This is a genomic window from Klenkia soli (genome assembly GCF_900103975.1).
GTDB classification, from domain to species: Bacteria; Actinomycetota; Actinomycetes; order Mycobacteriales; family Geodermatophilaceae; genus Klenkia; species Klenkia soli.
This window is the reverse complement of the sequence record NZ_FNIR01000002.1, coordinates 318,703-331,745: the sequence shown is the minus strand read 5'-3', so window position 1 is coordinate 331,745 and position 13,043 is coordinate 318,703. Positions and strand designations below refer to the sequence as shown.

Here is a 13,043-nt window from a genome sequence, read left to right as displayed (position 1 = left end):
TCAGGGGTCGGCCAGCAGCGACCAGACGTAGTGCGCCGTGCGCAGGCCGTCGTCCTGGGCGTCGTGGTCGCGGGACACCTGCTCGTAGCGTGCCCACACCGCCGCCACCTCGGCGCGGAGGGCACGCTGCTCGTCGAGGGTGAGCCGCAGCCGGCCCATGCCCAGGGCCATCTCGCTGTCGTCCCCGGCGCCGCCGCCGCTTTCGGCCCGGCGCTCGAGGGTGGTCACCACCCGCGACCGCAGCGGCGAGAGGTAGGTGTCGACCAGGGCCAGCCGCCCGGCGGGGTCGTCGAAGGCGCTGAGCACGATGTCGTAGACGTGCGCCGGGGCCTCCCACCGCCGTTCGCGGGCGTCGGGGCCGGGCTCGGCCCGGCGGACCAGGCCCACCCGCTCGAGCTCGCGCAGGTGGTAGCTCATCGAGGCAGGGCTGACCCGGGTGAAGGCGGCCAGCTGCGTCGGGGTCATCGGTCGCTGGGTGGCGAAGAGCTCCTCGAACGCGATGAACCGGGTCGAGGAGGACAGCACGCGCAGCTGGGCGACGTCCCGGATGACCAACGTGTCGGCCTTGTCGCTCATGTTCTCCCCCACCTCGCCCGCACGGCACAGCGAATCAGGTGCGGGGCGCTGGTGCCAGCGTTGCTCATGCCGCGCCGTCCAGGGCCGCCCGGGCGGTCGCGGCGACGGCCGCCGCGACGAGGTCCAGGCTGGGCGACCGCAGCTTCCACTGCTGCCACCAGAGGACGACGTCCACCGCGCCGGCCGGGTCGAGGGGGACCAGGCCGTCGTCCGGGCCGGTCTGCAGGTCGGGCACCATCCCCCAGCCCATGCCCAGCCGGACGGCGACCAGGTGGTCGGCGCTGGCCGGCACGTGGTGCACCGGCGGGGCGGGCCGGTCGTGGGTGCGCCGGCGCAGGTAGGCGTACTGCAGGTCGTCGGTGCGGTCGAAGACGACGACCGGGGCGCGGCGCAGGGCGGCCGGGGTGACCCCGTCGGCGAACCATCGGTCGGCGAACGCCCCGGTGGCCATCGGCCGGTAGGTCATCGCGCCCAACCGGGCCACCGAGCACCCCGGCACCGGCTCGGGGTCGGCGGTGACCGCCGCCATCACCGTGCCGTCGCGGAGCAGGGCCGAGGTCATCGTCTGGTCGGCCACCCGGACGTCGAGCTGGACCTCGGCCGCCAGCGGCGCCACCCCGGGCAGGAACCAGGTGGCCAGCGAGTCGGCGTTGACCGCGAGCGGGAGCACCGGGGGGCCGGCCGCGGGCGACCCGCCCAGCTGGGCGGTGGTGTCGGCGACCAGCAGGTCGACCTGCCGGGCCAGCCGCAGCACCGCCGTGCCCGCCCCGGTGGGGACGACGGGCCGGCTGCGCACCAGCAGCACCTGACCGGTCGCGGACTCCAGGGCGCGGATCCGCTGGCTGACCGCGGACGGCGTCACGTGCAGGGCCCGCGCCGCGCCGTCGAGCGTGCCGGTCTCGACGGCGGCCACCAGGGCCCGGAGCTGGGGGAGGTCCATCGACAGCGCAGCTTACGGTGCCGCAGGATCCGTCGTGCCGCTGTCGGTGCTGGTTGCCTAGCGTCGGGGTGTGGGAGCTGCCGTGCTGGCCGGGCTGGGCCTGGGCCTGTCGCTGATCGTCGCCATCGGGGCGCAGAACGCCTTCGTGCTGCGCCAGGGGCTGCGGCGGGAGCACGTGGCGGCCGTCGTCGCGGTGTGCGCCGCCTCCGACGTCGTCCTGGTCCTGGCCGGGGTGGGCGGGACCGGCGCGGTGCTCGAGCGGGTGCCGTGGCTGGTGACCGCCGTCCGGGTGGCCGGCGCGGTCTTCCTGGCCGGCTACGCGGTGCTCGCCGCACGCCGGGCCCTGCGCCCCACCGCCCTGGCGGCGCAGGCCGGGGGCTCCCGGGCGGGGCTGGGCGCGGTCGTCGGCACCGCCCTGGCGCTGACGTGGTTGAACCCGCACGTCTACCTGGACACCGTGCTGCTGCTGGGCTCGGTCGCCGGTGCCCGCGGCGCGGACCGCTGGTGGTTCGCCGTCGGCGCCTGCACGGCCAGCCTGGTGTGGTTCACCGGCCTGGGCTTCGGCGCCCGCGCACTGCGTCCGGTGTTCGCCCGGCCCGCGGCCTGGCGGGTGCTCGACGGCGTGATCGCGGTGGTCATGGCCGCCCTGGCGGTCTCGCTGCTGGTCGGCGCCGGCTGACCCCCGCGCCCGGCGTGGATCAGCTGGGCTGATCACCGTGCGTCCTGGGTCACCGGCGTCGGCGAGCCAGGACGGACGTCGGTGAACCCGGCTGATCCACGCCGCGCCCGGGCGAGAGCCCGGCGGCCCACGGTGAGCACCAGGACGACGCCGGCCACCGACACCGCGTGCTGGACGTCGGCGATGCCCCGGTCCAGCAGCAGCCCGCCGACCATCACCGCGGCCAGGGTCGCGCCGGCCCACCGCCGCCAGCGGCCCGCCGGGAGGGTGACGACCACCGCGGCGATGAGCGCCCAGCAGCCCGCCGAGGTGCCGCCGTCGACCTCGCGCAGCTGACCCAGGGCCGCACCCGACCCGACGGCCGCGGCCACCCGGGTGCCCAGCAGGACGGGCACCGACCCGAGGAGGTCCCCGGCGAAGAACCCGACCGCGGTCCAGCGGCTGCCCAGCCGGGCCTCGGCCACCGGGAAGACCACCGCGAGCAGCACGTTGACCCACACCAGCCCGGGGCTGGCCTGCACGACCGGCGAGGTGAGCAGCCGCCACAGCTGGCCGTGGGCGAGCAGCTCCCAGGACGACCCGGCGGCCGCGATCAGCTCGTCGTGCACCCGCGGGTCGTAGGCGCTGGAGAGCATCAACCACAGCTGGACCGCGGCGAACGTCGTCGTCACGGGGAACCGGCGGACGGCGGACGCCAGCCGGGTGGACCACCGGCGGGGGTCGGGCAGCTCCCCCAGCCGGGCCACGGCCACCGCCACGCGCGGCAGCGCCGACTCACCGGCGGTGACCAGGTAGCGGGGCTCCCAGCGCGGGGCCCACTTGTCCTTGAACGCGCGCAGCCCCGCGTAGTCCAGCAGCGCCCCGCCGTGGTCGTGCAGCAGGCGCATCACGCGGGCCGGCACCCCGGACTGGTCGGCCAGCCCGGTGAACGGGGCCAGGCCCAGGTTCATGCCGGTGCCGCCGGCGGCGGCGAACCGCTCGCCCATGCCGACGAACAGCTGGTCCATCACGCCGTTGACCGAGCCCGGCCGCCGCCGCATGAGGTCGAAGCTCCGGTCGCCCGAGCGGTAGGCCGGCAGCGTGTTGGCGAAGGCCTGCACCCGGTCGTCGGCGTCGACGACGGCGAGCACGGGGGTCTGCCGGAGCTGGTCGGCGTCGAACTGGCCGAGGGTGAAGGTGCGCTCGCGGTGCTCGCCGTCGGCCGACCAGGCGTCGGAGACCTCGCGCAGCCGCGCCAGGTCGGCGTCGGTGAGCGGGTGCGCCAGCTCGACCACCCGGTACCCGGCCCGCTCGCAGCGGCGCACCGCGGACCGGATCGACTTGCCCGCCCGGCCCTCGGGGGCGACCCCGCCGGCCAGCTCGACCACCGCCTCCTCGCCGATCTTGTAGGCCCGCAGACCCAGCGGCGCCAGGTCGTCCAGCTCGTCGGCCGTGACCTGGTGGAACCCCGGGGTCCAGCCGTTGCGCCGGCACAGCTCCAGGAACTCCGCCGCCGCCGCCCGCCGGCTCCCGGGTGCACCGATCGGGCCACCCAGGGCCACCGCCGTCCGGCCGTGCAGGCCGTAGCCCACGAAGGCCTCGCCGTCGGCGCCGACCAGCCAGCGCTTGTCGGGGAGCAGCTGGAAGTGGGCCAGCGAGGTGGTCGCGTACCGGGCCAGCAGCCCCGCGACGACGGCGCGCTCGGCCTGGTGCTGCCGGCCGCCGGACACCGCGGCCACCAGCATCGCCGCCCCGACCAGGACGACGACCAGCGCGGCCCCCCGGGACGCCGACACCAGCCACTCCGCGTGCCGGGTGAGCGGCTGGGCGTCCACCGGCAGCATGAGCAGCAGCCGGGTCGCCGTCCCGGCCGAGCCCCAGAACGTCGTCCCGCCGCGGAACTGGTCGTCCAGCTGGTACAGCCCCACGGTGGCGACCGTGCCGACGAGCGCGGAGCCGCCGGCGAGGACGGCGATCCCCCGCCGGACCAGCATCGGGTCGCCCCGGGCCACGAAGGCCCGACCGCCGAGGCCGACGGCCATGGTCAGCACGGCGAGGACCGCCGACACCGGCACGTGCCGGTGCACGACCAGCGACCCGACGGTGGCCGCGGCCAGGGCGGCCACCGCGGCCAACCAGGCCGCCCGCCGACCGCGCAGCAGCGCCCGGACGACGAGCAGCAGCACCAGCCCGGCGCCCAGCAGCAGGTAGCGGCCGCCCTCGACGGCGGCGACCGCCCCCTGGAAGGGCCGCAGCCCCGGCACCGGGCGGTGGTCGGGGTGCGGCACGACCGCGACGACGGCGGCCAGCGCGGCCACCCCCACCACGGCCGCGACCAGCGCGCTCCCCCGGCGCACCCAGCGCCCCTGCCGGACGACGTTCACGCCGCCACCTCCCGTCGTGCGGTGATCCACGCCAGCCCGCCCACGGCGAGCGGCACCCAGAACTCGGCGACCCGGAACAGCAGCGTGGCGGCGACTGCGACGCCCAGCGGCACCCCCGCGACGGTCAGCGCCGCGACCGAGCCCACCTCGGCGGCACCGACCCCGCCCGGGATCGGCCCGAGGATCGCCGCGACCGACGCCAGCACGTACGCCGAGAGGGCCAGGCCGAGGTCGACCGGCCCGCCGACGGCGGCCAGCGCGGCCCACAGCATGAGCACCCCGGCGACGTCGACGACGGTGGCGGCCAGCAGCGGCGGCACCGCCCGGGCGGGACGGCGGGTGACCAGCTCGGCGGCCTCGACCAGTTCGTGCGTGCGGGCCGGGTCGGGCTCGGCCACCGGCCGCCGCAGCACCCACGCCCGCACCCGCAGCGCCCGGGCCAGCAGGCCGTGCAGCGCGGCCGGTCGGCGGACCGCCAGCACCGTGAGCACCACCCGGCCGGCGGTCAGGGCGAGGAACAGGCCACCGGCCAGCAGGTCCAGCCCGGTCAGCCGGCCGTGCGCGCCCAGCACGCCGAAGCCGGCCACCAGCACCAGCACGAAGCCCAGGTCGGTGACGGTGGCGGCCAGCAGGTAGCCGCTGGCGACCTCGGCCCGCGGCATCCCGCGCCGGCGGCCCGCCCGGGCCATCGGGGCCAGCCCGGCCAGCCCGGCCGAGGTGACCACGGAGTTCAGCGCCACCGCGGTCACCGCGCCGCGGGCGATCTCGGGCAGGTCGGCGACCCGCACCCGGGTCACCCCGGCCAGCGCGGTCGCCTGCAGCGCCGTCCAGGCGGCCCACCACAGCAGCAGGGCCCCGGCCAGCGCGAGCAGCCAGCGCGGGTCGGCCAGGTGCACCTCGTGGGCGACGTCGGTCAGGTCCCGCCGCTGGGTCCAGACCACCACCAGGACGACGGCGCCGACCACCGCGGCGACCGCCAGCCGCCGTCCCGTCGTCCCCGCACCCGTCACGTCCGGTGACGGTAGGTCGGCCCGACGCCCGCTGGCCCCGTTCCCAGGTGACCCACAGCCCACGATGCCGAACTGGCAGCCGTCTCCCAGCCCCGGGACGGTAGAAACGGGGCATGAGCAGCAGCAGGAGGCAGTTCCTCGGTCGCGCCGGACTGGGCCTCGGCGGTCTGGCCGTGGGGGGTGCGGTGGGCGGCACGCTGGGCACCGTGCTCACGCGCAGCGACGACGACGTGCGCGACGCGGCCCGCGCCGCGGCGCAGCAGCAGTTCATGGAGGCCGGTGGCGCGGCCGACGAGGGCGAGGCGGTGGCCCGGCTGGGCACGCACCGGGTCGTCTGGAACACCACGGTGACCCAGCCGATCGCCTGCATCAGCTTCGACGACGGCCCGACCCCGGACTTCACCCCGCGGATCCTCGAGGCCCTCGCCGCCGCCGGGGTCACCGCCACGTTCAACGTCATGGGCTACAACGCCGTGCAGCACCCCGACCTGCTGCGCGAGGTGGTGGCGGCCGGCCACGAGATCGGCAACCACACCTGGACCCACAAGGACCTCACCACGCTGACCGCGGCGCAGACCCGCGACGAGCTGGTGCGCTGCCGCGACGAGGTGTCCGCGATCATCGACGCGCCGTTCACCAGCTTCCGGCCCCCGCGCGGGGAGATCACCGGCTACGCGCTGCGGGTGGCCGCCGAGCTGGGCTACGACACCTACATCTGGTCGGTCACCCGCGGGCCCGGTGACTCCGGCTCGGTCTCGCACATCGGCGACTACATGGGCCAGACGGTGATCGCCGGTGACGTGCTGGGCCTGCACGACGGCATCGGGCAGGGCACCTTCGACCCCGACGCCTCGTTCGCGAAGGCGCTGGCCGAGCGCCGCGAGCTGGAGGTGCAGGCGCTGCCGTCGGCGCTGCAGCAGATCGCCGACCGCGGCATCACCCTGATGAGCGCGAACCGGTTGCTGGCGATGAGCGAGGCCGAGCCGGTCGGCGGCCAGCCCGCGGTCGCCGGCAACTGACGGCGAGTGGCGGCTGAGGGTTCGCGACCGGCCCGGTCCAGACCCTCAGGCGCCACTCGACGACGTCCCGGCGGCGGCGCAGCGGGCGGCGAGCCTGGTGAAGGCCTCCGCCAGTTCTGGCGGTTCGGCCTGCGAGACGTCGGCGTCGAGGCGGAGCAGGGACGCCGCCAGGCCGGTCCAGGACCACGCACCGGCGGAGACCCGGCAGCGGCCGTCGCCCAGCGGCTCGACGGCGGCGTCGCCGAGGTAGGGCACGAGCTCCGCCGCGGGGACGGCGAGCTCCGCCGACCCGCGGCACGGCCAGCCCTCGGCGGGGTCGCGGGAACCCCGGAACAGCGCGGCCACGAAGGCTCCGGGGTCACCGCCGGGCACCGCGCGCGGGGTGAACCGGGCGCCCAGCGGGGTGCGCGGGGTGATCCGGTCCAGCCGGAAGGTGCGCCAGTCGTCCCGGTCGAGGTCCCAGGCCAGCAGGTACCAGCGGCCACCCCGGGCCAGGACGGCGTGCGGCTGGGTGCGGCGGACGGCGTCCGCGAGGTCGAACCGCAGCTCCTGCCGGGCCCGCACCGCGCCGCTCACCGCGACCAGCACCTGCGGGTCGACCTCGGGCACCGGGGCGGCCGGCAGCGGCGCGACCTGGACGGCGTCCACCCGGTGCCGCAGCCGGGCGGGCAGCACCTGACGGACGGTGGTCAGGGCGCGGTAGGCGGCGTCCCCGGGTGCCAGCTGCAGGGCGACCGCGAGCGCGACGGCCTGCTCGTCGTCGAACAGCAGCGGGGGCAGGTCGGCGCCGGCGGCCAGGCGGTAGCCGCCGTCGGGGCCCATCGAGGCCTGCACCGGGTAGCCCAGCTCGCGGAGCCGGTCGACGTCCCGGCGCACGGTGCGCGGGCTGACCTCCAGCCGGGCGGCCAGCAACGACCCCGGCCAGTCGCGGCGGGACTGCAGCAACGACAGCAGGGACAGCAACCGACCCGGGGTTCCGCTCACCCGCCCAGCATCGCGCACGTATAGGTCAGCAACTGGCCGCTACCCCCGGCACAGTGGTCGCCATGAGCATCACGACGACCACCCACCTCAACTTCCGCGGTCAGGCCCGGGCCGCCCTGGAGCACTACGCCGCCGTGTTCGGCGGCGAGGTCCGGTCCTTCACCTTCGCCCAGGGCGGCACCGACCGGGACCGCGCCGACGGTGCCGTCGACGACCAGATCATCTGGGGCGGCGTGACCTCGCCGGCCGGGTTCTCGATCATGGCCTTCGACGTGCCGCCCGGCCGGGCGTACGACCAGGGGTTCGACTCGCTGTACGTCTCGGTGCGCGGGGACGACGCCGACGAGATCACCCGCTTCTTCCGCGGCCTGGCCGAGGGCGGCACGGTGCGCGCCGACCTCGGCCCCGCCGGGTTCTCGTCGCTGTACGGCATGGTGACCGACCGGTTCGGCGTCACCTGGGCGCTCGACGTCATCACGCCCTCGACCTGGTGAGGTCCGGCCCGGCGGCGGATCAGATGCGCACGACGATCCCCCGCCGGGCCAGCACCTGGCACACCGCCCACACCACGACCACGGAGAACGCCGCGTACAGGTAGGCCGACGTGGTCGCGCTGGTCAGGTCGGTGAGCCAGCCGTCGACCGCGGGTTGGAACCGGTACCGCAGCACCGCCCGGAACAGCAGCTCCGACAGCGCGAACGCCACGATCGCGTTGAGCCCCAGCACCTCGGCCGGCCGGAAGGGCCGCCGCACCCCCCGGACGTCGACCAGCCAGATCGCCGCAGCCAGCACCAGCAGCCCGATCCCGCCGGTGACCAGCACGAACGACGGCGTCCAGAGCCGCTTGTTGACCGGCAGCAGCGGGGCGAGCACCAGCCCGAGCGCCAGCAGCACCCCGGCCGCGGCCAGCATGCGGGGCAGCGCACCGCGGGCACCCCACTCCAGCAGCACCCGCCCGGCCAGCACGCCGATGAACACGGTGACCGCGCTGGGCAGGTAGGAGTGCGGTGCCTCGGCGGAGAAGTCCAGCCCCAGCAGGTCGTCGAACCAGTGCGCCCACGAGAGGTCGGGGTCGACCGCCGTCCGCCCCGTGCCGGGCACCGGCACCAGCACCGCGACCACCGTGAGGACGGCGAGCACCCCCGCCGCGGTGGGCACCTGGGCGCGGCGGGGCAGCCGCAGGAGCAGCCAGCACAGCAGGTACGCCCCGGCGATGTGCCCGAGCACCCCGGCGCCGACCGAGTCGAAGCCGTACTTCGCCACGACGATCAGCCAGCCCAGCAGGGCGAGCTTGAGCACCCTGGTCAGCACGGCCCGCGGCCGGTCGCCGCGCCGGGAGAACGGCATCGACACCCCGACCACCAGCAGGAACACCGGGAAGACGACGTCGGCGACCCGCAGCCCGTGCCACGGCGCGTGCACGAACTGGGTGCCGATCTCGCCGTTGCCCCGGTTGTCGACGAAGAGCATGCCGACGACGGCCAGCCCGCGGGCGACGTCCACCCCGTGCAACCGCACCCTGTCCGCCACGCGCCCATGGTGGAGCCGCACAGGCATCCCGCACCGGTTCCGCAGCCACCCGGGAGCAGGTTCACAGCCGTTTCCCGGACTCCGGGCGTGCTGTGGGACCCGTACGCCCCACCCAGGAGGAAGCCATGCAGTCGACCACCACCATGCTGCGCGAGGAAGCCCGCGTCGTCCCGCTGAGCACCGCTCCCGACCAGCTCGCCGGCACCATCGACGCCCTGGCCGGCTACGAGCAGGTCGCCCTCACCAGCGTCGCCACCCTCATGGGCAGCGCGGAGGTCGGCGCACTGCGCAGCGTCATCGCCGCCACGCAGGACGCCGCCGACCTGGCCGCGGTCGCCCGCCGCATCCTGGCCCGCAACACCCCGGCCGGCAGCGCCGTCGTCCGCTCGATCCTGGGCACGACGGTGCACGCGCTGGACCGCAGCGCCCACCTCGGCGCGCAGAACCTGGAGCTGCGCACCTGCCGGCTGCAGGCCGAGGCCGCCGCGGAGGCCGCCCACCGCTGCCGCCAGCTCCGCGCCCAGCTCGCCTGACGCCGCGCGCCACCCCGGTCAGGTGAGAGGTGACCGGGGCAGCATGCGGTCGCTGATGATGCGCTTCTGGATCTCGCTGGTGCCCTCGAAGATCGTGGTCAGCCGGGCGTCGCGCCAGTGCCGCTCGACCTGGCGCTCGGTGGTGTAGCCGTTGCCGCCGTGCAGCTGCATGGCCTGGTTGGTCACCCGCACCGCCATCTCGGTGGCCTGCAGCTTCACCATCGCCGCCTCCCGCTCGCAGGGGACGCCGACGTCGAGCAGGTGCGCGACCTGGCGGTAGAACGCCCGGGACTGCTCGACGTCGGCCGCCATCTCGGCCAGGGCGAACCGCAGCGCCTGGAAGTCGCCGATCGGGTGGCCGAACTGCTCGCGCTCCTGCAGGTAGGTGGTGGTGTCCTCGACCGCGGCCCGGGCCAGCCCGACCGCGCGCGCCGCGGTGTGCACCCGGGCGGTGTTGAGGAAGGCCTGCGCCTCGGCGAACCCGGCCTTCGAGCCCCCGTCGCCGTCGGCGTCGCCCGGGGCCACGATCAGGTCGTCGGCCGGGATGCGGACGCCGTCGAACTGCAGGTCCCAGGTCAGGAAGCCGTGGTAGCCGACCTTGTCGATCGGGTAGCCGGACAGGCCCGCCGGGAACGAGCCGCGCTCCTTGGCCAGCAGCACGTTGCGCAGCCCGCGCGAGCGGGACTCCCCCGGCTCGGGGTCGGCCACCCGCACCAGCACCTGGATGAAGTCGGCGGCCTTGGCGTTGCCGCACCAGCGCTTGTGCCCGGTGATGACCCACTCGTCGCCGTCGCGCACCGCGCGGGTCTGCACGTTGGCCAGGTCCGAGCCGGCGTCGGGCTCGCTCAGGGCCACGGCGCCGATCCACGAACCGGCGGCGGACTTGCGCAGCAGCTCCGACCGGCGGGCCTCGTCGGCGACGGAGGTGCCCATGCCCTGCGAGCGGGCCAGGATCGACGCGACGCTCATCCACGCCCGGGCCAGCTCCTCGCTGACCATGCAGTACTCGAAGACGCCGAGACCCAGGCCGCCGTCCTCGGTGGGGATGGTGATGCCGAAGTACCCGAGCTCGCCGAGCCGCTCGAGGATGCGCTGCGGGATCTCGCCCTTCTGCGGGTCGAGCTCGTCGGCCACCGGCAGCACCTCGTCCATCGCGAACGCCCGCGCCTGCAGCTGCAGCGCCTCGCGCTCGGGGGTGTGCCACGGCGGCAGCAGGTCGGGCCGGCGCGGCTCCATCTCGACCGTGCCGGTGGTGGTCTCGTCGGTCGCGGTCATCACGGTCTCCTGCACGTCGTCGGGCGGGGTCGGCTCCAAGTTACCGGCGGGTAACCAGATCCGCGCCCGGCCCGCCCGAGATCACAATCTGCCGGTCGGGCGCCCGGGCCGCGCGGCGACGGCGGAAGACGGCGCAGCGCTGCACGGTGAAGCTGATGCCCACCAGGAGCACCTCGGTGGTCAGCTTGGCGGCCAGCAACGACGCCCCGAGCCAGGTCAGCGCGCTGATCAGCGCGAGGTTGGCGGCCAGCAGCGACCCGGCCAGCGCCGCGTAGCCGAGCACCGTGCGGCGGCCGCCCCGCGCGGAGAACACCACCCGCCGGTTGACCTGGTAGTTCACCGTCCCGCTGAGCAACCGGGCGCCGACCACCGACACCCACAGCGACCCGGTGAGCGCCCCCAGCACCAGCAGCGCACCGAGGTCGACCACGAAGGCCGACAGCGACGAGAGCAGGAACAGCGCCAGCGGTCGGTAGACCCGCAGCGAGTCGCGCACCGGCGAGAAGTGCGAGGACGCGTTCCCCTCCAGGTAGACGGTGGCGATCGGCAGCTGCTCGATCGGCGTCCCGCGGCGGGCGGCCTCGAGCAGCACCCGCAGCTCGTACTCGAACCGGTCGCCGGTGACGGTGAGCAGCCAGGGCAGCAGGTCGGGGGCGAACCCGCGCAGCCCGGTCTGGGTGTCGACCAGCGCCCGGCCGGTGGCGGCCCGGACCAGGACGGCGGACACCCGGTTGCCCACCCGCGACCGCAGCGGGACGTCGTCCCCGCCGAAGGAGCGCACCCCCAGCACCACCCCGGCGCCGACGGCGGCGGCCACCCGGACGACGTCCTCGGGCAGGTGCTGGCCGTCGGCGTCGGCGGTGACGACCGCGGACCCGGGCGAGACCAGCGCGACGTGCGCGAACCCGGTGCGCAGCGCGGCGCCCTTGCCCCGGTTGACCCCGTGGTGCAGCACCGTGGCCCCCAGCGCCCGGCACTCCTCGAGCACCGGACCGGGCGAGCCGTCGTCCACCACCAGCAGGTCCAGCCGGGGGTCCAGTCGGCGCAGCGCGGCCAGCAGCGCGGGCAGCCGGCCGTCGGGCCGGTAGGCCGGGACCAGGACGACGGTCACGCGATGTAGAGGACGTCGGAGGTGCCGCGCTCCTGGCCCTTGCCCAGCGGGTCGTTGACCAGCGCGCCGTCGAAGACCATCGTCGAGGAGCCGCCGCCGTCGATGTTGTAGGCGGTGACCGCGCCCAGCCCCACGAAGATCTGGGCCAGCTCGGGCAGCGTGACGCCCTCGCTGTAGCCCTCGCTGCGCCCGTCGACCACGACGAACACCAGGTGGTTGCTGTCGATGACCCCCACCGCGGTGCGCGGCTGGTCGCCCTGGATCGAGTGGTTGCCGACGTTGGTGTCCACCTCGACGGAGTCGATCCCCGACACCACGGCGCCGGCCTCGACGATCGCCGGGCCGAAGGACAGCGTGTTCCACACCCCGGCGGCCACCAGGTCCGCGGCCGTCGTCGCCGTCTCGTCGTAGACGCGCACCGAGCCGTCGCGGTAGAAGGCCATGCCCTCGCGGGCGCCGGCGTCGCGGTAGGCGACCCCGTTGCGGATGACGATGCCGGTCTCGCGGAACCCGTAGTAGTCGCCGTTGACCGCCCACACGGCGCCCACGCGGGCGGCGATGTCGGAGGGGTCCTCGGTGATGTTCAGCCCGAACTCGTCGTTCGCGAACGCCGAGCGGAGCACGGTGGCGTCGGTGAGGACGACGTCGGCGACGAAGTAGGTGACCGTGGAGTCGCCGCTCCCGGTCACGACCGTCGAGATCGTGATGGCCGCCTGGTCGGAGCTGTAGGTGTCACCGCTGACGGAGCCGTTCGAGGTCGCGGTCGTGCCGGCGTCGACGCCGGAGGCGGCCTCGTAGGCCGAGGCGTCCGCGACCTGCACGTGGTCGACGACGAACCGGTCCAGGGCCCACCAGGTGCCGCCGCCACCGGCGGCCAGCAGCACCCCGGCGGCGCCGCCGAGGAAGCCGCGGCGGCTGATCCGGCGGGACGGCGGGGGCTCGGCCGGGGGCGCGGGAGGGGTCTGCGTCGAGGTCATGGGGACGACGGTCGGGGCCGTCCCTCTGCGGGAGCTGTGCGCCGCA

13 protein-coding genes are annotated in these 13,043 nt (G+C 75.7%); 4 read left to right on the top strand and 9 right to left on the bottom strand.

Annotation, left to right across the window (positions count from 1 at the left end; all coding sequences use genetic code 11):
- Together BLS67_RS04475 and BLS67_RS04470 are read right to left on the bottom strand one after the other, a co-directional pair.
- Positions 1 to 576: a winged helix-turn-helix domain-containing protein gene (locus BLS67_RS04475; RefSeq protein WP_091240379.1), complete on the bottom strand. Its 576-nt coding sequence runs from the start codon at positions 574 to 576 to the stop codon at positions 1 to 3.
- Positions 577 to 640: 64 nt separating this feature from the next.
- Positions 641 to 1,516 carry a LysR family transcriptional regulator ArgP gene (locus BLS67_RS04470; protein WP_242653824.1) on the bottom strand — a complete coding sequence of 292 codons (876 nt, stop codon included), beginning with the start codon at positions 1,514 to 1,516 and terminating at the stop codon, positions 641 to 643.
- A 70-nt stretch (positions 1,517 to 1,586) separates the two neighbouring features.
- On the opposite strand from BLS67_RS04470, the gene BLS67_RS04465 reads away from it, so the two are divergent.
- On the top strand, positions 1,587 to 2,195 hold the full coding sequence (locus BLS67_RS04465) for a LysE/ArgO family amino acid transporter (protein ID WP_242653823.1): 609 nt from the start codon (positions 1,587 to 1,589) through the stop codon (positions 2,193 to 2,195).
- 32 nt (positions 2,196 to 2,227) lie between these two features.
- Here the strand turns inward: BLS67_RS04465 and BLS67_RS04460 are convergent, their stop codons facing one another.
- Together BLS67_RS04460 and BLS67_RS04455 are read right to left on the bottom strand one after the other, a co-directional pair.
- Positions 2,228 to 4,558, bottom strand: coding sequence for a phosphatidylglycerol lysyltransferase domain-containing protein (locus tag BLS67_RS04460; RefSeq protein WP_091240365.1), 2,331 nt, complete (start codon positions 4,556 to 4,558; stop codon positions 2,228 to 2,230).
- Entirely contained in the window at positions 4,555 to 5,568 is a 1,014-nt protein-coding gene (locus tag BLS67_RS04455) for a lysylphosphatidylglycerol synthase transmembrane domain-containing protein (protein WP_165617463.1), read from the bottom strand. Before BLS67_RS04455 ends, BLS67_RS04460 begins: the two co-directional genes overlap by 4 nt.
- 113 nt (positions 5,569 to 5,681) lie before the next feature.
- Here BLS67_RS04455 and BLS67_RS04450 point away from each other — a divergent pair, with 113 nt between their 5' ends.
- Positions 5,682 to 6,587: a polysaccharide deacetylase family protein gene (locus BLS67_RS04450; protein ID WP_091240359.1), complete on the top strand. Its 906-nt coding sequence runs from the start codon at positions 5,682 to 5,684 to the stop codon at positions 6,585 to 6,587.
- 45 nt (positions 6,588 to 6,632) lie between these two features.
- Here the strand turns inward: BLS67_RS04450 and BLS67_RS04445 are convergent, their stop codons facing one another.
- The gene (locus tag BLS67_RS04445; RefSeq protein WP_091240355.1) at positions 6,633 to 7,571 is read right to left on the bottom strand and encodes a helix-turn-helix transcriptional regulator; all 939 of its coding nucleotides are present in this window, start codon (positions 7,569 to 7,571) and stop codon (positions 6,633 to 6,635) included.
- Between the two features lie 62 nt (positions 7,572 to 7,633).
- Here BLS67_RS04445 and BLS67_RS04440 point away from each other — a divergent pair, with 62 nt between their 5' ends.
- A complete protein-coding gene (locus BLS67_RS04440) occupies positions 7,634 to 8,065 on the top strand; it encodes a VOC family protein (protein WP_091240351.1) in 432 nt (143 codons plus the stop codon).
- A gap of 19 nt (positions 8,066 to 8,084) precedes the next feature.
- Here BLS67_RS04440 and BLS67_RS04435 read toward each other — a convergent pair whose 3' ends face one another.
- Positions 8,085 to 9,101 carry a heparan-alpha-glucosaminide N-acetyltransferase domain-containing protein gene (locus BLS67_RS04435; protein WP_165617462.1) on the bottom strand — a complete coding sequence of 339 codons (1,017 nt, stop codon included), beginning with the start codon at positions 9,099 to 9,101 and terminating at the stop codon, positions 8,085 to 8,087.
- 125 nt (positions 9,102 to 9,226) lie between these two features.
- On the opposite strand from BLS67_RS04435, the gene BLS67_RS04430 reads away from it, so the two are divergent.
- On the top strand, positions 9,227 to 9,634 hold the full coding sequence (locus tag BLS67_RS04430) for a four-helix bundle copper-binding protein (RefSeq protein ID WP_091240344.1): 408 nt from the start codon (positions 9,227 to 9,229) through the stop codon (positions 9,632 to 9,634).
- A gap of 18 nt (positions 9,635 to 9,652) precedes the next feature.
- Here the strand turns inward: BLS67_RS04430 and BLS67_RS04425 are convergent, their stop codons facing one another.
- The 3 genes from BLS67_RS04425 to BLS67_RS04415 are packed head-to-tail and all read right to left on the bottom strand — an operon-like array spanning position 9,653 to position 12,997.
- The gene (locus BLS67_RS04425) at positions 9,653 to 10,909 is read right to left on the bottom strand and encodes an acyl-CoA dehydrogenase family protein (RefSeq protein WP_091240715.1); all 1,257 of its coding nucleotides are present in this window, start codon (positions 10,907 to 10,909) and stop codon (positions 9,653 to 9,655) included.
- A gap of 40 nt (positions 10,910 to 10,949) precedes the next feature.
- Positions 10,950 to 12,020 carry a glycosyltransferase family 2 protein gene (locus BLS67_RS04420; protein ID WP_091240339.1) on the bottom strand — a complete coding sequence of 357 codons (1,071 nt, stop codon included), beginning with the start codon at positions 12,018 to 12,020 and terminating at the stop codon, positions 10,950 to 10,952.
- On the bottom strand, positions 12,017 to 12,997 hold the full coding sequence (locus BLS67_RS04415) for a phosphodiester glycosidase family protein (RefSeq protein ID WP_091240335.1): 981 nt from the start codon (positions 12,995 to 12,997) through the stop codon (positions 12,017 to 12,019). Before BLS67_RS04415 ends, BLS67_RS04420 begins: the two co-directional genes overlap by 4 nt.
- Positions 12,998 to 13,043 lie beyond the last annotated feature (46 nt).